General features: G+C 64.3%; 21 protein-coding genes. 6 read left to right on the plus strand and 15 right to left on the minus strand.

Annotated features, from left to right (window positions below; translation table 11 throughout):
* Nucleotides 1-233 precede the first annotated feature (233 nt).
* The 7 genes from ACF8GB_RS18490 to ACF8GB_RS18520 all read right to left on the minus strand — a co-directional run bounded on the left by ACF8GB_RS18490 (nucleotide 234) and on the right by ACF8GB_RS18520 (nucleotide 6,523).
* On the minus strand, nucleotides 234-995 hold the full coding sequence (locus ACF8GB_RS18490; RefSeq protein ID WP_058638423.1) for an ABC transporter ATP-binding protein: 762 nt from the start codon (nucleotides 993-995) through the stop codon (nucleotides 234-236).
* The gene (locus tag ACF8GB_RS18495; RefSeq protein ID WP_058638424.1) at nucleotides 992-2,053 is read right to left on the minus strand and encodes an iron ABC transporter permease; all 1,062 of its coding nucleotides are present in this window, start codon (nucleotides 2,051-2,053) and stop codon (nucleotides 992-994) included. Before ACF8GB_RS18495 ends, ACF8GB_RS18490 begins: the two co-directional genes overlap by 4 nt.
* Nucleotides 2,050-3,165 carry an ABC transporter substrate-binding protein gene (locus ACF8GB_RS18500; protein ID WP_392527434.1) on the minus strand — a complete coding sequence of 372 codons (1,116 nt, stop codon included), beginning with the start codon at nucleotides 3,163-3,165 and terminating at the stop codon, nucleotides 2,050-2,052. Before ACF8GB_RS18500 ends, ACF8GB_RS18495 begins: the two co-directional genes overlap by 4 nt.
* Before the next feature lie 128 nt (nucleotides 3,166-3,293).
* Nucleotides 3,294-4,304 (minus strand): NAD(P)-dependent alcohol dehydrogenase, encoded by a 1,011-nt coding sequence (locus tag ACF8GB_RS18505; protein ID WP_145128902.1) that lies wholly within the window; start codon nucleotides 4,302-4,304, stop codon nucleotides 3,294-3,296.
* Between the two features lie 48 nt (nucleotides 4,305-4,352).
* Nucleotides 4,353-4,943, minus strand: coding sequence for an HAD family hydrolase (locus ACF8GB_RS18510; protein ID WP_058638427.1), 591 nt, complete (start codon nucleotides 4,941-4,943; stop codon nucleotides 4,353-4,355).
* The gene (gene tesB, locus ACF8GB_RS18515; protein ID WP_058638428.1) at nucleotides 4,940-5,809 is read right to left on the minus strand and encodes an acyl-CoA thioesterase II; all 870 of its coding nucleotides are present in this window, start codon (nucleotides 5,807-5,809) and stop codon (nucleotides 4,940-4,942) included. The genes ACF8GB_RS18510 and tesB overlap by 4 nt, the downstream gene beginning before the upstream one ends.
* A gap of 141 nt (nucleotides 5,810-5,950) precedes the next feature.
* On the minus strand, nucleotides 5,951-6,523 hold the full coding sequence (locus tag ACF8GB_RS18520) for a GNAT family N-acetyltransferase (protein ID WP_167338682.1): 573 nt from the start codon (nucleotides 6,521-6,523) through the stop codon (nucleotides 5,951-5,953).
* A 181-nt stretch (nucleotides 6,524-6,704) separates the two neighbouring features.
* On the opposite strand from ACF8GB_RS18520, the gene ACF8GB_RS18525 reads away from it, so the two are divergent.
* The 3 genes from ACF8GB_RS18525 (at nucleotide 6,705) to ACF8GB_RS18535 (ending at nucleotide 9,819) form a co-directional block, all read left to right on the plus strand.
* A complete protein-coding gene (locus ACF8GB_RS18525) occupies nucleotides 6,705-7,391 on the plus strand; it encodes a histidine phosphatase family protein (RefSeq protein ID WP_392527435.1) in 687 nt (228 codons plus the stop codon).
* A 111-nt stretch (nucleotides 7,392-7,502) separates the two neighbouring features.
* Nucleotides 7,503-8,417, plus strand: a complete 915-nt coding sequence (locus tag ACF8GB_RS18530; RefSeq protein WP_058638431.1) for a histone deacetylase — start codon at nucleotides 7,503-7,505, stop codon at nucleotides 8,415-8,417.
* Nucleotides 8,418-8,565: 148 nt separating this feature from the next.
* Complete coding sequence (locus tag ACF8GB_RS18535; RefSeq protein WP_196185771.1) at nucleotides 8,566-9,819, plus strand: TIGR03862 family flavoprotein; 1,254 nt, start codon at nucleotides 8,566-8,568, stop codon at nucleotides 9,817-9,819.
* Nucleotides 9,820-10,009: 190 nt separating this feature from the next.
* Here ACF8GB_RS18535 and ACF8GB_RS18540 read toward each other — a convergent pair whose 3' ends face one another.
* From ACF8GB_RS18540 to ACF8GB_RS18560, 5 genes are all read right to left on the minus strand, one after another.
* Nucleotides 10,010-11,341, minus strand: a complete 1,332-nt coding sequence (locus ACF8GB_RS18540; RefSeq protein ID WP_144967808.1) for a DEAD/DEAH box helicase — start codon at nucleotides 11,339-11,341, stop codon at nucleotides 10,010-10,012.
* Nucleotides 11,342-11,422: 81 nt separating this feature from the next.
* The gene (gene yedA / locus ACF8GB_RS18545) at nucleotides 11,423-12,316 is read right to left on the minus strand and encodes a drug/metabolite exporter YedA (RefSeq protein WP_078479384.1); all 894 of its coding nucleotides are present in this window, start codon (nucleotides 12,314-12,316) and stop codon (nucleotides 11,423-11,425) included.
* 130 nt (nucleotides 12,317-12,446) lie between these two features.
* Nucleotides 12,447-13,052, minus strand: a complete 606-nt coding sequence (locus tag ACF8GB_RS18550; RefSeq protein WP_392527436.1) for a PolC-type DNA polymerase III — start codon at nucleotides 13,050-13,052, stop codon at nucleotides 12,447-12,449.
* Between the two features lie 7 nt (nucleotides 13,053-13,059).
* Nucleotides 13,060-13,539, minus strand: coding sequence for an NYN domain-containing protein (locus ACF8GB_RS18555; RefSeq protein ID WP_023534583.1), 480 nt, complete (start codon nucleotides 13,537-13,539; stop codon nucleotides 13,060-13,062).
* Between the two features lie 71 nt (nucleotides 13,540-13,610).
* Nucleotides 13,611-14,372 carry a DUF2076 domain-containing protein gene (locus ACF8GB_RS18560; RefSeq protein WP_058638977.1) on the minus strand — a complete coding sequence of 254 codons (762 nt, stop codon included), beginning with the start codon at nucleotides 14,370-14,372 and terminating at the stop codon, nucleotides 13,611-13,613.
* 168 nt (nucleotides 14,373-14,540) lie between these two features.
* Here ACF8GB_RS18560 and ACF8GB_RS18565 point away from each other — a divergent pair, with 168 nt between their 5' ends.
* Nucleotides 14,541-15,197: a hypothetical protein gene (locus ACF8GB_RS18565; protein ID WP_058603606.1), complete on the plus strand. Its 657-nt coding sequence runs from the start codon at nucleotides 14,541-14,543 to the stop codon at nucleotides 15,195-15,197.
* A gap of 16 nt (nucleotides 15,198-15,213) precedes the next feature.
* Here ACF8GB_RS18565 and ACF8GB_RS18570 read toward each other — a convergent pair whose 3' ends face one another.
* Nucleotides 15,214-15,993 (minus strand): helix-turn-helix transcriptional regulator, encoded by a 780-nt coding sequence (locus ACF8GB_RS18570; protein WP_145253583.1) that lies wholly within the window; start codon nucleotides 15,991-15,993, stop codon nucleotides 15,214-15,216.
* A gap of 317 nt (nucleotides 15,994-16,310) precedes the next feature.
* On the opposite strand from ACF8GB_RS18570, the gene ACF8GB_RS18575 reads away from it, so the two are divergent.
* On the plus strand, nucleotides 16,311-17,135 hold the full coding sequence (locus tag ACF8GB_RS18575) for a carbon-nitrogen hydrolase family protein (protein WP_392527437.1): 825 nt from the start codon (nucleotides 16,311-16,313) through the stop codon (nucleotides 17,133-17,135).
* Nucleotides 17,136-17,218: 83 nt separating this feature from the next.
* A complete protein-coding gene (locus ACF8GB_RS18580) occupies nucleotides 17,219-18,541 on the plus strand; it encodes an APC family permease (RefSeq protein ID WP_392475446.1) in 1,323 nt (440 codons plus the stop codon).
* Nucleotides 18,542-18,667: 126 nt separating this feature from the next.
* Here the strand turns inward: ACF8GB_RS18580 and ACF8GB_RS18585 are convergent, their stop codons facing one another.
* Complete coding sequence (locus ACF8GB_RS18585) at nucleotides 18,668-19,288, minus strand: LysE family translocator (protein WP_392475447.1); 621 nt, start codon at nucleotides 19,286-19,288, stop codon at nucleotides 18,668-18,670.
* Between the two features lie 189 nt (nucleotides 19,289-19,477).
* The gene (gene hrpB / locus ACF8GB_RS18590) at nucleotides 19,478-22,000 is read right to left on the minus strand and encodes an ATP-dependent helicase HrpB (protein WP_392475448.1); all 2,523 of its coding nucleotides are present in this window, start codon (nucleotides 21,998-22,000) and stop codon (nucleotides 19,478-19,480) included.
* Nucleotides 22,001-22,093 lie beyond the last annotated feature (93 nt).

Here is a 22,093-nt window from a genome sequence, read left to right on the forward strand (position 1 = left end):
TTGCAGCGCATCACAAGGCAACGTGCCGGTGGGGGTCGGGCTTCATTTAAGCCCCGCAGGGGGGAGGGAAATTACACGAGAACGCCCCGGAACTGTTCGATCACGACAGCGCTTTTGTGCAAGCGACAAATGTCGCGATTGGCATATCCGAACGCGCCATGCACGCCAATGGCGCTTGGGTTTTTCATTCGAGTGTGTTGCACCCGCTGCCTGTCCAGCAGGCAGCGCGGGCATCAGGCCAGTGCGTGGTCGACCAGCACCTGCAGCCGCCCCTGGGAGCAGCGCTCGACCCGCGCCTGGACGCCATACACCTGCGCTAGCAGGTCAGGCACCAATACATCCTGCGGCGTACCACTGGCCACCACCCTGCCCTCGCGCAGCACCACCAGCCAGTCGGCATGGCTGGCGGCCAGGTTGATGTCGTGCAGCACCGCCACCGCCAACAGGCGATGCACCTGCACCCGCTCACGCACGGCGTCCATGACCCGCAATTGATAATGCAGGTCCAGCGCGCTGGTGGGCTCGTCGAGCAGCAGCACTTGCGGGTTGCGCGCCAGCAACTGGGCCAGCGCCACCAATTGCCGCTGCCCGCCGGACAAGCTGTCCAGCGAGCACTGGGCCAGATGCTCGATACCCAGCTGGCGCAGGGCCGCAAAGGCCTGGCCCAGCAGATCGTCCGCACTGCCTACGCGAAGTGCCGCCATGATGCTTTCCAGCACACTGAGGGCAATGCCGGGGGGCAACTGCTGGGGCATGTAGGCCAGTCGTCGCGAACGGTCGGCAAAGGCCAGCCGGGTCACGTCCTGGCCATCCAGGCGCAGGCCGCCGCGCATGCGCTCGAGCCCTGCCAGGGCCCTGAGCAGCGTGGACTTGCCTGCTCCATTGGGCCCCACCAGCGCCACCAGGCTGCCTTCGGGCAAGGCCGGCAGGCTGACCTCGTGCAGGATCTGCCGCGCACCGTAGGCGACCGAAACCTTGTCGATCACCAGGCTCACAGCTTTCTCCCCCGCCGGAACACCAGCGTCACGAAAATCGGCACCCCCACCAGGGCGGTGACGATGCCGACCGGCACAATCACGCCTGGCATGATCAGCTTGCTGGCAATGGAGGACAGCGACAGCATCAGTGCGCCCACCAGCGCGCTGGCCGGCAGCAGGAACCGCTGGTCTTCACCGACCAGCAGGCGCGCAATGTGCGGCCCGACCAGGCCGACGAAGCCGATGGTGCCGACGAATGCCACGGCGGTTGCCGACAACAGGCTGATGCGCAGCAGCGAGGCAAAGCGCAGCCGCCGGGTGTCCACGCCGAAGCTGCGCGCCCGGTCCTCGCCCATGCGCAGCAGCGTCATCGCAGGTGCTGCGCGCAGCGAAAACGGCAACACCAGCGCCACGACCAGCGCCAGCATGCCGAGCTTGTTCCAATCGGCCCGGGCCAGGCTGCCCATGGTCCAGAACACCAGTTGCTGCAGCACGTCCTCGGTGGCCAGCAGTTGCAACAGCGACACCAGGGCATTGCAGCTGAACACTAGGGCGATGCCGAACAGCACCAGGCTCTCCACGCCCGCCCCGCGAAGCCGCGACATGGCCTGCAACAGCACCACCGACAGGCAGGCGAAGACGAAGGCCATCACCGTCACCTGCACACCCGCCGTCATCCAGGCGACGCTGAGCGGGTAGGCGATGGCAAGCGAAGCCCCCAGTGCCGCTGACGAGGACACTCCCAAAGTGAAGGGGCTGGCCAGCGGGTTGTCGAGGATCGCCTGCATCTCGGCCCCTGCCAGCGACAGTGCCGTGCCCACCAGCACGGCCATCAGCGCGTACGGCAGGCGAACGTTCCAGATAATCACCCGCTCCGTGGCGCTGAGGGTGGTCGGGTCGAACAGGCCTTGCACCAGTCGCCCCAAGCTCATGCCCGATGCACCGCTGGCCAGGTCGCTCAAGACCGAAACCAGCAACAGCACGGCCAGCCCGGCCACCAGCCCGGTACGCCGCCACAGCAGCCGACGGTAATGCCAGGCGGCCTGCTGCACGCCTGGCAGCGCCTGTGCGGTCACTGGGCGTCGACCCAGTACTGACCGTCCAGCCCTACCTTGAGCATGCGGTTGATCTCGGCCATGGTCGCTTGCGGGTCAATGGCCTTGAACCGCTCTGGATGCACCCAGCGCGCCATCGCTTCAATTGCCAGGATGTTGAACGGCGAGTTGTAGAAGTCATGCCACAAGCCATGGGCCTGGCCGGCCTGGATGGGGCGCAAGGGGGCGAATTCCGGGCGGGCCGTGATCTTCGCCAAACTGTCCCGGGCCGTTTCTTCGGACACCCCGGCACCCAGCAGCACCCCAGGGGCGCGGTTGCCGGTGGCGATGTAGACGTCGGGGTCGGCTTGCAGCACGTACTCGACGCTGACATCGCCCAGCGCACCGGGCACCACGTCGGCGCCAATGTTATGGCCACCCACCGCCTGGACCACACTGCCCAAACCGCTTTTGCCAGTGGTATGGCCGGGCGCTTGCCATACCCCGGCCAGCAGTTCCAGAAACACCTTGGGCCGCTCGCTGTCCTTGATGCCGGCCACGCCCGCTTTCACCCGCTCCAGGTGACGGTCGTACAGGTCAAGGTACTGCTGCGCCTGCGGTTCACGCCCCAGCAGCGTGCCCAGCGCCTGCATGCTGACGTGGGTGTTGCGCATGGGGTGCACGCGAAAATCGATGAACAACACCGGCACGCCGGCCTTGGCCAGCAAGTCGGCCACCGGGCTGTGCTGGGTCGGGCCTTCACCGGCGATGCTGAAAATGGCCAGGTCCGGCTTGAGCGACAGGATCTGCTCGGCGCTCACGCTCTGCTCGGAGGCCTGCCCGATCAAGGGCAGCTTGGCGATCTGCGGGTAGTGCTGGGCGTAGACCTCGTAGGTGTGCGGGTCCAGCAAGCGCATGTCGTTCTGCCAGCCCACCACGCGCTGGAACGGGTTGTCCCGGTCGAGCAGCGCCAGGGCGAAGAACAAACGCCCCTCGCCCAGCACGATCCTCTGCGGGGCGTGGTCAAGCTCGACGGTACGCCCCAGCACATCGGTGACTTGCAGGGCGTGGGCGGTATGGGTAAAGCCGAGGCAGGACGCCAACAGCAACAAGGCAGGCAGCAGGCGCTGCCGCAAACGGGGGAACAGGCACATCGGGGCGTCCTCTTGAAGAGAGAATCAGTCGCAACGGAGCCGGGCATTCTAGCCAGCCACCTGTGCGCACGATGTGCGCGAATGTATTGGCCTGCTCGCCAGCCATTACATCCCGTTACCCCAAGGCGTTACCAGGTCAGGCAGATCTTGCCGAAATGGCGGTTGCTTTCCTGATAGCGAAACGCCTCGACGATCTGTTCGAGTTCGAAGTGCTTGTCCACCACCGGGCGCAGGCCGTTAGCCTCGATGGCCCGGACCATGGCTTGCTGCTGAGCACGGCTGCCCACCAGGACACCCTGCAAGCGGATCTGCCGCACCAGTGCCTGCACCAGCGGCAGTTGCCCCGCCACACCGGTCAGAATACCGATCAGCGACACATGGCCCCCGATGCGCGCGGCAATCATCGACTGCTCCAAAGTGGCAGGCCCGCCCACTTCGATCACATGGTCCACCCCACGGTTGTCGGTCAGTTCACGCACCTTTTCGCCCCAGGCCGGCGTGCGCGTGTAGTTGATCACGTGGTCGGCGCCCAAGGCTTTGAGCCGCTCGAGCTTGGCATCGCTGGAAGAAGTGGCGATCACCGACGCGCCGGCCAGCTTGGCGAACTGCAGGGCGAAGATCGAAACCCCGCCGGTGCCCTGCACCAGCACCGTATCACCGGGCTTGAGGTGATCGTCGCTCATCAGCGCGCGCCAGGCCGTCAGCCCGGCAGTGGTCAAGGTCGCCGCCTCGGCGTGGCTGAAGCCCTTGGGCGCGAGAGTGAACGCCGTGGCCAGCGCGGTCACATGGCCACGGGCATAACCGTCCAGGCCATCGCCCGGCACCCGGGCAAAGCCCTCGACATTGGCCTGCCCATCCAGCCAGTCAGGGAAGAAGGTGCTGACCACGCTGTCACCGACCTTAAAGTCGCTGACACCGCTGCCCACGGCTACCACCTCGCCAGCACCGTCGGCCATCGGGATGCGCCGTTCGGCCGGGCCCCACATGCCGCTGACCACGGCAAAGTCATGGTAATTGAGGGAGCTGGCATGCAAGCGCACGGTAATTTCACCCACGCCTGGGGCAGTGGCTTCACAGGTGCCGACCTCGACCTTGTCGTAGCCGCCGCCGGGTTGAACGTAAATCGCCTTGCTGCTCATGGTCGGGTGCTCCATCTGTAAAAAGGAAAGTGGCCGGCGAGCGTAGGTTCAGCCCAGCATACGCTTCAAGGCATGGCAGTCGGGCGCATGTCGATCGGCAAGGCCCGGCCAGGCGTCGTGCGGCTGGTTCACGAGTACCGTGCCCGCACCGGCGGCTCGCCCGCAGTCCAGGTCGAAGCGGTGGTCGCCCACCATCACCATCGCCTGCGGCGCGACGCCCCAGGCACCGGCGATCTTGAGCAGCCCATCGGGGCTGGGCTTGGGCTGCGCTTCATCACGCCCAAGAATGTGCGCCACCGGAAAACAGTCGGCAAGGCCAATGGCCTCGAGCGTGATGTGCGCCAGCTCGCGGGCATTGCGGGTAAGGATGCCCAGCTGGCAACCACGGCTGGCCAGCTCACGGACCAACTCCACCGCCCCTTGGGCGGCTCTGGAGGCAAACGCCAGATGACGCTCGTGCTCCAGCAGCCAGGCATGCTTGGCGGCGGCTTCGTCGGCGGGCAAGGCCGCCAGGTGCGCCAGGATGTCGTCCTTGGGCGGGATGCCCAGCTTCACGCGGATAGCGGCAAAATCGTGCGCGGCCACGGTCAGGGTGCCGTCCATGTCGAACACCCAGTGGCGCACCTGGCCGAGGTTCATACCCAGTCCTTGCGATGACGAATCAGGCCTTCCTGGCTGGACGAGGCCACCAGCTGGCCGGCCTGGTTGAAGATACTGCCCCGGCAGAAGCCACGGGCATTGCCTGCCCAAGGGCTGTCGGTGGCATACAGCAGCCATTGATCGGCGCGCAGGTTGCCGTGGAACCACAAGGAGTGGTCCAGGCTTGCGATCTGCATGTCGCGCTGCCAGACCGACTTGCCATGGGGCAGCATCGAGGTGGTCAACAGCCCGAAATCAGAGGCGTAGGCCAGGATGTACTTGTGCAGCGCAGGGACGGCCGGCAGGTTGCCATCGGCGCGGAACCAGGCGTATTTCACCGGGTCGCCGGGCTTGGGGTTGAACGGGTCGCGTTCGGTCACCGGGCGAATCTCGATGGGCTTGGCGCACAGCACCTTGTCGCGGATGCGCTCAGGCAGCTGATCGGCCATGGCGCTGGCCAGTTCCACTTCGGTGGGCAGGTTTTCAGGGCCGACTACATCGGGCATCTGCGCCTGGTGGGTGAACCCTTCCTCGTCGTATTGGAACGACGCGCTGCAGGTAAAGATCGTCTTGCCCTTCTGAATCGCCGTGACACGGCGGGTACTGAAACTGCCACCGTCGCGCACGCGGTCCACCGAATACACCACCGGCAGGCTGGCATCGCCCGGGCGCAGGAAGTAGCCGTGCAGCGAGTGCACATGGCGGGCATCCTCTACCGTCTGGCTGGCGGCCGACAAGGACTGGCCCAGCACCTGGCCGCCATACAGCTGGCGAAAACCCAGGTCCTGGCTGCGGCCGCGGAACAGGTTTTCTTCAATGGCTTCGAGGCTCAACAGGTCGACCAGGTCGTCCAACACATGACTCATCGGGGTTCTCCGTAGACGCAAGGCGTGCTCACAAGGCGCCGTGGGCCGGCGCTCGATTCAACCGGCGCGGCCCCTGCATGAGCCCCACCGTCCAATAGCGCAAATGATACAGGGTTTGACACCGCTGGCCCCCCTGGCGGTTCACTCGGCCCGCAAGGTCTGCTCCCACCGCGAGCGATCGATCCGGTACAGCACATGCGGGCGCAGTGGATGGCCGAGGGCGACACGCGGGTGGTCGAAGCTGCCTGCCAGGTCCTGCTCCATGCCGATAGCTTGCATGACCTTCTGCGAGGGCAGGTTGAGGGTACTGGTGAAGGACACCACCTCTTCGACCTGCAACTGGGCGAACGCACAGCGCAAGCACGTCCAGGCCGCCTCGCTGGCAAACCCCAGGCCCCAGTGCCGGCGTGCCAGGCGCCAGCCGATCTCGACCGCCGGGGCGAAGGGCGCGTCGAAATTGACGTTGAGCAGGCCCGTCATGCCGATGAACGCGCCACTGTCCTTGCGCTCAAGCGCCCACAGGCCAAACCCGTACTCATGAAAATGCCCGCGGATGCGGCCGATCAAGGCAGCCGCTTCCAGACGTGTGAGCGGCGCGGGGAAATACCGCATGACCTGGGGGTCGGCGCACAGGGCAGCGAACTCGCGCAGATCCTCGTCCTGCCATTGGCGCAGGATCAGCCGCGCGCTTTCCAGTTCCAGAATGGGGGTCATGGGGTTCGCTCCGTTTTGGCGTGATGCAGTGTACAGCGTAGGCGCAGCCACGGCAGGGCACCGGGTGACGGGTAGCCGAATGCATTTTTCACATGCGCTTCACCGGCTGGCAACACGTCGGTTAGCAAAATGCCGCCATCCCTGCCGCGCCCAGCGCGCGGTTTTCTTGTCGGAGCCACCCATGCTGTCGAGCAACACCCTGCCGCCCTACGCCTTGCATTCACCGCGCAAGCGATGGCTGCCGCGCCGCGCCGTGACCGTCGCCTTGAGCCTGAGCCTGGCCGTGGCGGCATCGACCTCCTGGTTTATGACGAGAACCTCCATCGTGGACCTTGGTAGCGAGCAACAACTCAGCAAAAGCGGCCTGCTCCAGGCCTGGGCCAACGGTGCGGTGATCGTCATGATCCGCCATGCCGAGCGCTGCGACAGCGCACCAGGCCCTTGCCTGGACGACCCAGCGGGCATCACGGTGGCCGGCAGCCAGGCTGCCGGGCGCGTGGGCGAAGGTCTCAAGCATCTGGGGCTGGCCGATGCCGACCTGTTGAGCAGCCCGAAGGTACGCACCCAGCAGACGGCGCATTTCATTCTGGGGCAGCCGGTCGCCACGCGGGAATGGATCGGGCAGTGCGACGGCAGCTTCCCGGCCCAGGCGCAGGCCGCCAAACGCCCCGAACACAACTTGGTGCTGGTAACCCATAGCGGCTGCGTCGATCAGTTCGCTCGTCAGCAGAACGTTGCCGGCGGCGAACGGGACAGCGGTTATGCCAGCGCCCTGTTCGTTTCCGTGGACGACAGCGGCAAGGCACGCATTCTGGGGCGCTTGAACGAGCCTGCATGGCAGCGCGTGCTGGCCAGTGCCGCACGTTGAAAGTGCCCACTGCATGGGCCGCCACCGGCTTCGAGTTGGCGCCAGCAAAGTTTTCCACAGCCGTAGGCCACTCATGGCAAGATCGAGGCTGTTCCCTGCTGTGGATAACCCATGTCGCTGCCGCTGATCTACCACGAAGACTACAGCCCTGAGTTTCCGCCGGACCATCGTTTTCCGATGGACAAGTTTCGTCTGCTGCACGATCACCTGATCGACAGCGGGTTGACCACTGACCAGGCGTTGCTGCGGCCCGACATCTGCCCCAATGACATTCTCGCGCTGGCCCACGATCGCCATTACATCGAGCGCTACATGCACGGCGAGCTGTCGCGCGAGGACCAGCGGCGCCTGGGCCTGCCGTGGAGCGAAGCGCTGGCGCGGCGCACCGTGCGCGCGGTCGGGGGGTCGCTGTTGACGGCCGAGATGGCCCTGCAACACGGGGTGGCCTGCCACCTGGCCGGGGGCACTCACCATGCCCACTACGACCACCCGGCCGGCTTCTGCATCTTCAATGACCTGGCCGTGATCAGCCGGTACCTGCTTGAAGCCGGTCGCGTGCATCGGGTGCTGATTTTCGATTGCGATGTCCATCAAGGGGACGGGACTGCGCGCATGCTTGAGGACACACCCGACGCTATTACCGTCTCCCTGCATTGCGAGCAGAACTTCCCGGCCCGCAAGGCACAAAGCGATTGGGACATTCCCCTGCCACGCGGCATGGGGGACGACGCTTACCTGCAAGTGGTGGATGAGGCGCTCAATTACCTGCTGCCGCTCTATCAGCCTGACCTGGTGCTGTACGACGCCGGAGTCGATGTTCACAAGGACGATGCCCTGGGTTATCTGCAAATCACCGATGCAGGGCTGGCCGCACGTGACGAGCGCGTGCTCGGCCAGTGCCTGGGGCGCGATATTCCGGTCATGGGTGTGATCGGGGGCGGCTACAGCAAGGACCGCAAAGCACTGGCCAAGCGTCACGGTGTGCTTCATCACACGGCAGCCAAAGTCTTGCGTTGTGCACAATGACTGTGGAACCGCTTGTGGATAACCTGAGCGAAACAGGCTGTAGCCCTTTGATGGCGCTGTTTGCGCGATCTTGATCATTTTTTGATCAGTGCTTGTGGGAGGCGTGCTGCGTTAGAATGCGCGTCTTTTCCACAGCCTGCAGCCGATCATGTCCGAAGTAAGTCACCCCGCCCTTCCTGTCGCCGCTGTCATCGGGGGCGGCCCTGCCGGCCTGATGGCGGCTGAAGCCCTGGCACAGGCCGGGCTTGCGGTGGAAGTGTTCGACGCCATGCCTTCAGTAGGTCGCAAGTTTCTGCTGGCGGGCGTGGGTGGCATGAACATCACCCATTCCGAGCCCTACCCTGCCTTTGCGGGGCGGTATGCCGAGCGCCAGGGCGAGGTTGACGGGCTGCTGCGCGATTTTGATGCCAACGCCTTGCGCCAGTGGATTCACGCGCTGGGCATTGCCACGTTCGTAGGCAGCTCGGGCCGCGTGTTCCCCACCGACATGAAAGCCGCCCCGCTTTTACGCGCGTGGCTCAAGCGCCTGCGTGAAAGCGGCGTGGTTATCCACAACCGTCATCGCTGGCTGGGCTGGAGCGAGGACGGCGCGCTGCGGATTGCTTATCCACAGGGCGAGCGGCTGGTCCGGCCTGCGGTGGTAGTACTGGCGCTGGGTGGCGGCAGTTGGGCGCGGTTGGGGTCTGATGGGCGCTGGCAAGCAACCCTGGCTGACCGGGCTGTGGATATCTCACCCCTACGACCGAGCAATTGCGGGTTCGAGGTGGCGGGCTGGAGCGCAGTGCTCACCGACAAGTTCGCAGGGGCGCCGGTCAAGAACATTGCGTTGAGCGTACCCGGCAGCACACCGCGCAAAGGCGAATTCATCCTGACCGCCCAGGGTGTGGAAGGCAGCCTGGTCTACGCCTGGTCGGCGCAGGTGCGCACGGCCATCGAGCAGCGTGGCAGCGGTGTGCTGGTACTGGACCTGCTACCGGACAAGCCTGTGGACAAAATTGCCCAGGCGCTGGCACGGCCGAGGGGCTCGCGGTCCATGGCCAAGCACTTGCAAGGGCAATTGGGCCTGGACGGAGTCAAGGCAGCGCTGCTGCGTGAACTGACCGACCCGGCAACCTTCGCCGACCCGTCCTCCCTTGCTCGGGCGATCAAGGCCCTGCCGATCACGCTGGTGCGCACTCGCCCCCTGGACGAAGCGATCAGCAGTGCCGGCGGGGTCCGCTTCGAAAGCCTGGATGAGGGGCTGATGATAAAGCACATGCCAGGGGTGTTCTGTGCAGGCGAAATGCTGGACTGGGAAGCGCCAACAGGCGGGTACCTGCTGACTGCCTGCTTCGCCAGCGGGCTGCGCGCCGGGCGGGCGGCGGCGGCTTGGGTGGGGCGGCGGGGGAAGACGCCGGGCTGATCGCGGGGTTGGGTGGGGTGAGGGGTTGCGTTGTGGTCTGAAGGTCTTCTGTTCTGTATTCAAGCCCGTTGGGGGCCGCTGCGTGGCCCCAGAGTTTCAGCCCCGTATGACAAATCGCCGGGCCGGCTGTGCAACCCTGCACGACACCCGCAAACAACCAGGGCCCTGCCCTAGACCTGTCCAAACTCGCTCAAGGCTTGCGCTTGCGCGGCCCCCCATTGAAGCTAGGCACCTTGCGCACCGCCTTCACCGCAGGTGGCGCGGTACCTGCCTCGTCACTGTCCATCCACCGCCCCAGCCCGCGCTTGGCACTGTTTTCCTTGGGCTTCTTCGGTTTCTTGGGCTTTTTCATCACTTGACCACTGGCATCGGTCAGCGGTACCCGGTGATCAGGAATGAAATCAGGCTCTTCATGACGCGCCAGCGTCTGGCGGGTCAGTACCTCGATGGCCGCCAACAATTGCACCTCGTCGGCGCACACCAGCGAAATCGCCTCGCCCGTGTTGCCCGCACGGCCGGTGCGACCGATACGGTGCACGTAGTCTTCGGCCACGATCGGCAGGTCCAGGTTGACCACCAGCGGCAGGTCGTCAATATCCAGCCCGCGCGCAGCCACGTCGGTGGCCACCAGCACCTGCACTTCGCGTGCCTTGAAGCTGTCCAGCGCCCGTTGCCGGGTCGCTTGCGGGCGGTCGCCATGGATGCCGTCGGCCTTGACCCCTTCGGCCAGCAAACGCTCGACCAGCTGATCGACACCGTTGCGGGTCTTGGCGAAGACCAGCACCTGTTTCCAGCGCTGCTTGCGCAACAGGTGGCAGAACAGGTCGACCTTGCGCTTCTTGTCCACCGTCACCAGCCATTGCTTGACGCTCGCGGCCGTGGCATTGCGCGGGCTGACTTCGATGCTGAGCGGGTCGTTGAGCGCGAGCCCTGCGAGCATGCGGATCTGGTCCGAGAACGTCGCCGAGAACAACAGCGTCTGGCGTTTGCGGGGCAGCGCGGCATAGACCGATTGCAGCTCCTCGGCAAACCCCAGGTCGAGCATGCGGTCGGCTTCATCGAGCACCAGAATCTGCACCTGGTTGAACTTGATCGCGTTCTGGCGATACAGGTCCAGCAGCCGGCCCGGGGTCGCCACCAGCAGGTCCACACCGCGGCGCAGGCGCATCATCTGCGGGTTGATGCTCACCCCGCCATACACTGCATAGGTACTCAGCGGCAGGTGCTCGGCGTATTCGCGCACGTTGGTATGTACCTGCTCGGCCAGTTCACGGGTGGGCACCAGGACCAGGGCACGAATCGAGTTGGCCGCGACCTTCTCGCCTTCGAGCGCCAGGCGTTGCAACACGGGCAGGGCAAAACCTGCGGTCTTGCCGGTGCCGGTCTGGGCGGCGGCCATCAGGTCGCGGCCGGCCAGCACGGCGGGGATGGCCTGGGCCTGTACCGGGGTCGGGGTGGTGTAATCGCGCTGCTCAAGGGTGCGCAGCAAGGGTTCGATCAGGCCGAGTTTGGCGAAATTCATGGCAATACCATCAGGGGTTCAGCGAAGCCGGCAAGTCTACCGCATCCCCCCTGTGCACTTGCAGGTTTCCCGGTCGAGCGGCTACGCGACGGGTCGCGCCTTGCGCCACTGCGGCAGGCCGATCAGGACCACCGCGCCGATGATCACGGCCATGGCAACGCACTCCTCGGCACCGATCTGCTCGCCGGCGAACACGATGCCCAACAGCACCGCCACGGCCGGGTTGACGTAGGCATAGCTGGTGGCGGCCGCCGGGCGAACGTGCTTGAGCAGGTACATGTAGGCGCTGAACGCCAGGATCGAGCCGAAGAACACGAGGTAGGCCAGCGCGCCCCAGCCGGCAACGGTGGGCATCTGCGTCATGCGTTCGCCCGACAGCAGGCTGCCCAGCAGCAATGCCGTGCCGCCGACCAGCATCTGTGCAGCGCTGGCCATGGGGCCCGGTGGCATGGGCAGGCGCTTGCTCCACACCGACCCGAACGCCCACGAGGCGGCGGCGAAGATCAGCAGCGCCGCGCCAAGCGGGCTCGCCTGCAGGTTGGAGCCCAGGTTGAGCAGACCGATGCCAGTCAGGCCCAAGACGATGCCCGCCCATTCGAGCGCCGAGTTGCGGTAACCGAACATCAGCCCAAACACCAGGGTGAACAAGGGCACGGTCGCCACCGCCAGCGCTGCCACGCCGGACGCCACGCCCGCATGTTCGGCGATGGTCACGCCCCCGTTGCCACAGCTGAGCAGCAAAAAGCCCACCAGCCCCGCTGCCCGCCACTGCGGCCAGGACGGCGATGGCGCCCCTCGCCAGCGCATGAAGCCGTACAACAGCCCCCCGGCAATCAGAAAGCGCACCCCGGCCATGAGCATGGGCGGCCAGCTTTCCACACCGATGCGGATGAACAGGTAGGTTGAACCCCATACGAAATACAGGGCCACGAAGGCCCCGATTAGCAGAAGCGGGAAGCGGCGGGTGCTGGACATGGTCGAGTCGAAAATCCTTTTGCGGGTGACGCAGTCTAACGGCGTGAAGCGCAGCGGCAACCCTACAGTGGGGCGCTGGATAAGCAGCACACTTGCAGCCGCGGGCGTGCGATGACAGGCGCTGCCAGCGTCAGCGGTAGGTTGCCAGTGCGTCGCGGACTTTGGCGGCGGGGGTCTTCTGCAGACGGCAGAACAATTCGTGGGAAGGCTGCTGCACCCCATGGTCCTGGCGCAGTACGCCGGCCAGGTGCTGGACCAGGTTGGCGGCCATTTCCGCGTCGGCCATGGCCCGGTGGGCCGTGCCAGTGTTGGGCAGCCCGGCCCAGTGGGTCAGTGTGCCCAGCTTGTGGTTGGGGGCTGCCGGCAGCAGGCGCCGGGACAGCAACAGCGAGCAGGCGAAGGGCTGGCTGCGGCTGCGGCCGATGCGGCCCAGCTCGAAGTCCCAGAACTTCTGGTCGAAGGCGGCATTGTGGGCCAGCAGCGGCGTTGCCCCCACGAACTCGGCCACCTCGTTCATCACCTGCTCCACCGGGGGTGCCTTGCGCACCATGGCGGTGGTGATGCCGGTCAAGCCCGACACGAAAGCAGGCACCGACACACCCGCGTTCATCAGGCTCTGATAGCGCTCGACGATTTGCCCGCGCTCGAGCATCACCACGGCCACCTCGGTGGCGCGGCAACCGGTGCCTGGGGAAATGCCGGTGGTTTCAAAGTCGATGACAGCGATACGTTCCATAAAAACCTTAGTGTTTGAGCAACAACGGGCCCTCGATGGGCACATAGCGGGTGGCGGCGCGGATCAGCGACATCGCCGTCAGCCCAGGCACGCCATAGACCACCGCTTCGGTGCCGTGACGCTGGATCACGCGGTCTAGCAGCAGGTCGAAATCCCCATCACCCGATGCCAATACCACCTGGTCCACGCGGCTGGCCGCATCGATCACATCCAGGGTGATGCCGACATCCCAATCGCCCTTGGCCGAGCCATCGCTGCGCTGGATGAAGGGCTTGAGGCGCACATCGAAACCCAGGTTGCGCAGTATCTGCTGAAACTGTTGCTGCTTGCTGTCGCCCCGATCGATGGCATAGGCCACCGCCTCGACGATCTGGCCTTCGCGGCTGACCTGGTTCCACAAGGCGGTGTAGTTGAAATGGCAACCGTGGGCTTGGCGCACGGTGTAATAGAGGTTCTGCACGTCGGCGAACAGCGCGATCTTTTTCACCTTGGCACCTCGTCTGGCCGGATCGGGGGCGGGTTCAGCGCCCCGCGAAGGCCAGCAGTATGCCAGAGCCGTCAGACGTAGGAATCGTCGTCGGAGAATAATCCCCCGTCATCACCGCCGTAATCGGCGTCACTGTAACCGCCCTGGTCGCTGCCCCAGCCGCTGTTGTCGGCCACGTGCTGCTGCTCGCTCTGGTCGTTCCAGCCGCCGCTGTCACTGGCCTGCGCAGGCGCTTCCTTGATCACCTCGACCACCTCTTCGGGCTGGGAGTTGTGGTTGAACAGGCTGCTGATGCCCTGGGCCAGCAAGACACCACCGGCTACACCGGCAGCCGTCTGCATGGCGCCGCCCAGGAAGCTGCTGGCGCCGCCGCGCGCGGGCGCTGCGCCAAAGCCCGACTGCTGGGCCGGCGGCTGCGAGAAGCCAGGTGCCGCGGGTTCGCGCCAGCCGCCACCGGCGGGTGCGGACGGTGCGACCGAACGCTGGGGCTGAGAGGCAGGTGCCGGCGCCGAGCTACGCCCGCCAGCGCCGAAGAGGCTGGACAGAAAACCGCCGCCGCCTGTGTTCTGCGAGGCGCCGGCCTGCGCAGCTTCGGCCTGGGCGCGTGCCTGCTTGAGTTCCGCTTCGAGCTGTTTGTTTTGTTCGTCCAGGCGCTTGATGGCCGCTTCCTGCACCAGGATCGCCTGGGCCATGTAGTAAGGGGCCGCCGGCTGCTGGCGCACATGCGCCTCGATGCAGGCCTGGGCCTGCGCATCACGGGGCTGGCTTGGGTCTTCGGCCTGCTTGATGCGGCTGAACAGGCCATCGATCAGGGATTGTTCTTCGGTATTCATGGGGCGACCTCGTGGGTAGCGGGACTACGGACAGGCTCAAAGATGGGGCGTCGACGCGGCTGATTCAATCACCGGCGGGGTGAAACTTTTTTCAGCAAGTAACGGATCAAGGGTCGCTTTGGGCTAGAGTTAGACCCCCTGTTTCAACTGCCATGCGATGTTGACCCCATGAATCCGCTGAGCGTTTTGCGCGACTCCCTCCACTTCTTCACCCGCCACCTGGCCGGTATTGCCCAACTGTGCCTGCCGCTGGTGGTGCTCGAAGCCGTGCTGACCCAGGTGCTGTATCGCCAGCTGGGCGAGCAGGCCTCCCCGGCCTACGGCATGCTGATCTACGTGCTGTGCTACCCGCTGTACAGCGCAGCACTGATCCTGTACCTCGATACCCGCAGCAATGGCCAGGCGATCGCCAAGCGCGACCTGTTTGCCCGTGCGGTGCAGCTCTGGCCGGCGCTGACGCTGCTGGTGCTGATCAGCTCGTTGCTGATCATGGCCGGCATGGCTTTGTTCGTGTTCCCTGGGGTGTGGATCATGGTCAACCTGGTGTTCGGCGAATACCTGCTGGTGCTGCGCGGCTTGCCCGTGGTGCAGGCGATGCGCGAAAGCGCCCGCATGACCACTGGCCATTTCCTGCGCATTCTGGTGTGCCTGCTGGCCGTGCTGGCGTCGATCTGGCTGATCGAAGGCCTGATCCTGATGGCCATCCCCGACCCTTCCCCTGGCGTGCAACTGCTCGTGGACAGCCTGGCAGGCTTCCTGCAATTGTTCGGCACGGTGGTCATGTATCGGCTGTTCATGCTGCTAGAGGTTGAGCAGCGCACGTGAACCCAGCTACCGGCTGCTAGCGCTGGGCCTTGAGGAACAAGGCGAACAGCTCTGACTGGGACTTGATGCCCAGCTTGCGGTAGATGTGCTTGCGATGGACCCGCACAGTTTCCGAGGAGATGGCGAGTTTGCGGCCAATCTCCTTGCTGGAACAGCCGCTGAGCAGCATGCGGCCCACCTCCAGTTCGCGGGCGGTGAGCGGCGTTTCAAGGTGGCCAAAGCCCTCGGCCAGGTGGTTCTGCCACGCAGGCGCCGGGGTGACTTCGTCGACATCGTGCTCGAACCGAAAGCGCTGGCGCATGGTGGCCAGCACCCAGGGTTGCAGAAGGTGCAGCAGCGCAATCTGCTCGCCCGCAAAGCGAGAGCGGCTACCGAGCGACAAGCAAAGTGTGCGCCCTGCATCCAGGGCCACGTTGTACTGCACCTCATCGGCCACAACGTTAAGGCGGAAATAACGCTGGTAATAGTCGGTGCGCTCGAAGCATTCAGGGGCCACGTCGGCCAGCTGCACCAGGCCGCTTGCCGGCGTCTCCCGGCTGGCGATGTAGAAGGGGTCCAGCAGGTAAAGGCCCTTGAGGTAATCCTGAAATAACGGGTCCAGCCCACCATCACTGCCGGGGGATTCGGCATACACCAGCGGGCGATGCTCGCTGAAAAGAAACGCGACCCAACTGTCGAACGCCACGTATTGCTCCAGCAACCGCACCAGGCGCAGCCAGAAACCGGGGTGGTCCAGCGCATCGATCACCTGGCCGACCGACCGATGCCAGGCAATGTCCTGAAGTGTAAGGTTCATGTCCGGGCTCTGTACCAAAAGGTGAGATGCAGGTCAGGGTGAATACAACCGAGCAGGCAAAGTGTACTGGAGTGCATGGGCATTGCGGCGCTGTTTTCGGCGCAGCGCTGGCCAGTACCGAAGGAATGTGTACGGGGCTAACCCCTATGGGTTACCTCAAGGGCGTAATTACCCCGCCGCCAATGGCAGCGGCATACTCGGGCAATCACCGTCCGCCACAGCAAGTGGCAGGCACGTTATCTCAGCCGGTGCAGTGCGCTGGTTTTACGCCGCGTCGATCACCTGGCAGCCGTTTGGCTGCGCAGTCAGGAGTTGCAATGAAAGTAGAACTCGTCCAGCTGGCCGGTCGCGACGGCGACACCGCCTACAACCTGGAACGCACCCTCGAGGCGATCCACCGCGCCGCAGCGGATGTGGACCTGATCGTGTTCCCGGAAACCCAACTGATGGGCTTTCCGACGCAGGACAACATCGCGGCTATCGCCGAGCCCCTGACCGGCCCGACGCTGGCCGCCGTCGCCCAAGCGGTGACCGACAAGGGCGTGGCAGCCGTGGTCGGCCTTGCCGAAGCGGGCGAAGACGGGCACTTCTACAACACCACCGTGCTGATCACCCCGGACGGTGTCGCGTTGAAGTACCGCAAGACCCACCTGTGGGCCTCCGACAAGGGCATCTTCACGGCGGGCGATCGCTACGCCACGGCGCTGTACAAAGGGGTGCGCGTAGGGCTGTTGATCTGCTTCGACATCGAATTCCCCGAAAGCGCCCGCGCCCTGGGCCAGCTGGGGGCCGAGCTGATCCTGGTGACCAACGGCAACATGGACCCGTACGGCCCCACGCACCGCACCGCTATCAGCGCTCGCGCCATGGAAAACCAGGCCTATGCGGTGATGGTCAATCGCGTCGGCCAGGGCGATGGCAACCTGGTGTTTGCAGGCGGCAGCGCGGTGGTCGACCCTTACGGCCAACTGTTGTGCGAGGCAGGGCGCAGCGCCTGCCGGCTGCAGTTGAACCTCGACATGGCGCTGATCGGGCAAGCGCGCCATGACTACAGCTACCTGGCCGAGCGCCGCTTCGAGCTGCCAGGCCAGCAGGTCGAGCACCCAGGCGGCTTGCGAGAACTGATCCTGACCACCGTCTGAACCCTTGCGCCACGGCTGGCGCCCAGGGCCCAGGCCGGGCCCTGAAACTGAACTCCATAAAAAACACAATCCGGAGTAACACCATGGCCCACTTGAAACGTACCCTGTCGCTGGGTGCGGTGACGCTGTTCGGCATCGCCTACATGACCCCCATCATTGTGCTAGGCACCTTCGGCATCCTTGCCGACACCACCCAAGGCGCTGTGCCCTCGGCTTACTTGGCCGCCTCCATCGCCATGCTGTTCACCGCCCTGAGCTACGGCAAGATGGCCAGGGCTTTCCCCGTCGCCGGCTCGGCCTACACCTACGTGCGCAAGTCCATCAGCCCCAAGCTGGGTTTTCTGGCCGGTTGGGCGGTGCTGCTGGACTACCTGTTCCTGCCCATGGCGATCTGGCTGATCGGCGCGGCCTACCTGCATTCGGCCTTCCCGGCGGTGCCGCACCCAGTGTGGGTGCTGGCCTTCATTGCCGTCACCACGGCCATCAACATCGTCGGCCTGCAACTGGCCAAGACCGTCAATGGCGTACTGATGCTGCTTCAGTTCCTGGTACTGGCAGCCTTCGTGGGCCTGGCCGTGCACTACGCCACCGGCGAGCTGAACCAGCCGTTGTGGTCGCTGGCACCCTTTCATCAGGACGGTTTCCAACTGCCTTTGATCATGAGTGGCGCCGCCATCGCCTGTTATTCGTTCCTGGGCTTCGATGCGGTCAGCACCTTGACCGAAGAAACCCATGAACCGCGCAAGACCATCCCTCGCGCCATCCTGCTGATCACCCTGCTGGGCGGCTTCATCTTCATCGTGGCCAGCTACTTCGTCCAACTCGCCCACCCTGGTGCGACCTTCAGCAACCCGGACTCGGCCGCCTACGAAATCGCGAAGGCCATTGGCGGGGATATTTTCGTGAGTTTCTTCCTGATCGGCCTGATCGTGGGGCAATTCACCTCGGGGCTTTCGGCACAAGCCAGCGCCTCGCGCCTGCTGTTCGCCATGGGCCGCGACGGTGTATTGCCCAAGCGTTGGTTCGGGCGACTGAGTGCACGGTTCGGCACACCGGTCATCAGCATCGTCCTGTGTGGCGTAGTCGCGCTGCTGGCCTTGCGCATGGACGTGACGACCTCCACCTCGTTCATCAACTTCGGCGCTTTCCTGGCGTTCAGCCTGGTCAACCTGTCGGTGGTCTTTCACTACTGGATCGCCCAGGGCGAGCGCGGGCTCAAGGCTGCAACGGTGTACCTGGCCTTCCCCTTGATTGGGCTGGTGGCTGACCTATGGCTGATGGCAAGCCTGGACCACATGGCCATCTACCTTGGTTTGGCCTGGCTGGCCATGGGGTGTCTGTACCTGCTGGTCATCACTCGTGGGTTGCGCCAACAGCCGCCAGAGATGCATTTCGAGGAAGCTTGAGGATGGGCGGGCAGTGTGGCTGGCGGGGCTTGGAGGTATGCCCCGCGGGCTTGGGTATGTTGGGATTGGATGACTAGGGTCTTATGGTAAGCCTGCGGGCAATAGACCGCGCCTTACTCAAGGGCATCAACGTTTGCTAAAGGCGAGACGCGCCGCAAAAAGAACGAAGATCATACCTGTTGCACGATCCATCCAGGCAACGACCTTCACACGACGCAGTAGCCCGGCCAATGGCTGGGTGGCGGCGATCAGAATAATCGACCATAGCAGCCCAATGGCCACGTGAATGCTGACCAAACCGAACGTCCAAGCAACCAATGGCTGACCTTGGGGGATGAATTGGGGCAAGAAGGATACGTAGAAAATACCAATCTTGGGATTCAGGATATTTCCCGTCATTCCCTTCAAGAACCAGTTATGGCTTGGCTTTACTGCCGCCTCGACAGGCGACAATGATTGACGCGGACGTAGAAGCATATTCAGCCCAAGCCAGGCTAGATAGGCGGCGCCACAGTATTTCAAAACGTTGAACGCCAACGCTGATACAGCAATCAGTGCGCCTAGCCCAAACGCCACAGCGGCGCCCCACAGCAAGCAACCTGTGTTGATGCCTAGCGCGGCGCGAAAGGCCTGCTGCTTTCCTTCTACAGTAGCCGTTCTCAATATCAGAGTTGTGTCGAGGCCGGGGGTCAGGGTTAACAGTGTTGCTGCGAAAGTGAACGCAATCAGGTTGTCAATAATTGACATAGGGAGATGGCCTCGGCGTGCTTGAGTGGGGCAGTTAACCTCAAAAGGCTGTCTGCTAGAAGTCGTCTCTCTAACGCAGAGGGCAAAGCCTACGCACTTCAAATATGGCCGGTTAATTCCGACGCAAAGCCAGACTTGCAAAAGAGGTGAACGTAAAAGGCTGGGAGCGTGGTTGAATCGCCCACGCCCCTACGTCCCTCTTGGCTTGGCACGAGCCGTGGCTTCGGCCACCAATGGGTCTTCAGGCCAGTAGTGCTTCGGGTATCGCCCCTTCAGATCCTTCTTCACCTCCACGTAAGTGCTGCGCCAGAAGTTCGCCAGATCCTGGGTGACCTGCACAGGCCTGCGAGCCGGCGACAGCAAGTGCAGCACCAGCGGCTGCCTGCCCTGAGCAATACGAGGGGTTTCTGCCAGGCCAAACAGCTCCTGAAGCCGCACGGCCAAGATGGGCGGATGCTGCGAGTAGTCGATACGGATATTCGAGCCGGACGGCACCTGGATCGCCTGGGGTGCCTGGGTGTCCAGCTCCTGTGGAAGTGGCCAGGGCAGAAGGTTTCTGATGATCGAGGGCAGGTCCAGCTGGCTGAAGTGGCTGAGCCTCGTGACTTTACCCAGGTAGGGCGTGAGCCACTGGTCCAGCGTGTCCAGCAGGTTGGCATCGCTCAGGTCAGGCCACTTGCTGTGTGCCTGCCCACCCTCGATATCCAGCTGGCGCAACAGACCCACTCGGGCCTGCCACTGCCGCAGTTCAGGGTTCCAGGGCAGAAGCTCGATGCCCTTGCGCCTTACCAGGTTGACCAGGGCAAGCGAACGGGTGTGCTCATCAAGACTCGGCAGCGCTTTCGTCGACAAGATCAGCTGCCCCACCTTCAACTGCCGCTCAGCCTTCAGCACCCCTTCCCTTTCGTCCCAGTCAACCTCATCGACAGACTTCACAAGGTCAGCCAGCTCGTCATCGAACAGAGCAGGCTCGAGGTCACTCGCCAGGTAGATCCGCTCCTCACGCTGCCCTTGCCGGCTACCCAGGTCGGCAACCACCAGCCACTCATGCTTGGTTAGCGCATCGGGCTCTGAGAACACCGCAGCACGACCGTTGGAGAGACGGTATTCGGATGCACTTGCATGCCTCTGCTGGCCGATTCGGTCAGGGTAGGCAAACGCCAGAAGGCACCCTACCCACCGTGGGTGATCGGGCTCGCTGACAGGGCTGAAGGCCTTCCCACGCAGTAGGGATCGGTACTGCCGAGCCGACTGCTTCACCCGCTGGAGAGAACCGCCGCTACGACGTGAATGTTGCTCCCCTGACAGGGCACTCAGCCGGGTGTGAAGGTCAGCACCGGCCCCACGCAGAATGTCCTTTTCGCCCAGCAGTGCCGCGATGTTGCACGCGAGGTCATCCAGGCCCATCGCATTGCCCTTGATGAGCATGTGGGCGATCCGGGGGTGGGCTGGCAGCGCGCTCATGGCCGCACCGTGTGGGGTGAGCTGCCCAGCATCGTCGAGGGCGCCCAGGCGCTTGAGCAAGTCTCTGGCTTGAGCGAATGGCGCTGCTGGCGGTTGGTCGAGCCAGGTCATCTCTTGCGGCTTCATACCCCATCGGGCCAACTGGAGCGCCAAGGCTGCCAAGTCTGCCTGCAGGATTTCAGGGGTGCTGTAGCCGGCCATCTGTTCGTGTTGGGACTGCGACCACAGCCGATAGCAGATGCCGGGCTCCAGGCGCCCAGCCCGCCCCGCACGCTGGGTAGCGCTGGCTTTGGAAATGCGCTGTGTGTCGAGTCGGGTCATGCCGCTGCGGGGGTCGAACCTGGGCACTCGTTCAAGGCCGCTGTCCACCACCACCCTCACCCCTTCGATGGTCAGGCTGGTCTCGGCGATGTTCGTGGCCAATACGATCTTGCGCGACCCCTTGGGTGCGGGGTCTATCGCCGCACGCTGCGCCTGCAGGTCGAGGTCACCGTACAGTGGGCACACGATCACCTCTGGACGGCTGCCGAGCAGCGCCTTGAGGTCCTCTGCCACCCGCCGAATCTCTGCCTGCCCCGGCAGGAAAACCAGAAGGCTGCCAGGTTGTTCATCGATGGCAGCCAGGCACGTGTCCGTGATGCGCGCATCGATTCGCTCGCCCGGCTGATAGGGGCTGCCCCATACCGTCGAGACGGGATACATCCGCCCTTCACTGGTGACCACGGGTGCATCGTTCAGCACCTTCGAGAGCCGAGCACCCTCCAGTGTTGCAGACATCAGCAGCAGCTTGAGCGGGGGTTCATCGCGCAGCAGCTCACGGGCGCTCAGGCACAGCGCCAGCGCCAGGTCAGAATCGAGGTTGCGCAGGTGGTACTCATCGAAGATGACCACCCCCACACCCTCCAGCGCCGGATCATCCTGAAGCCGGCGAGCCAGGATGCCTTCGGTGACCACTTCGATCTGCGTACGCGGCCCTGCCTTGCTTTCAAGGCGAATGCGGTAGCCGACCGTCTCACCCACCTGCTCACCCAGCTCACTGGCCAAACGCTCTGCCGCCGCCCGTGCAGCCAGTCGGCGAGGTTCGAGCATCAGGATCTTTTGCCCGGCCAGCCAGGGTTCATGCAACAACGCCAGGGGCACCCGAGTGGTCTTGCCAGCACCCGGGGGCGCTTCGAGGATCACTTCATTGCGACGGGCCAGGGCCTGTCGCAGATCTGCCAGTACAAGGTCTATAGGTAATGAAATCATGGTGGCCCTCGAACAAGCAGGCGAGTATAACGGCGAACCGACGTTGTCCTATCATGGTCTTAACTGCGGGCTCAGGCGCCTTGCCTGGCCTGC

Source organism: Pseudomonas sp. xss_4, assembly GCF_043104125.1.
Lineage (GTDB): Bacteria > Pseudomonadota > Gammaproteobacteria > Pseudomonadales > Pseudomonadaceae > Aquipseudomonas > Aquipseudomonas parafulva_B.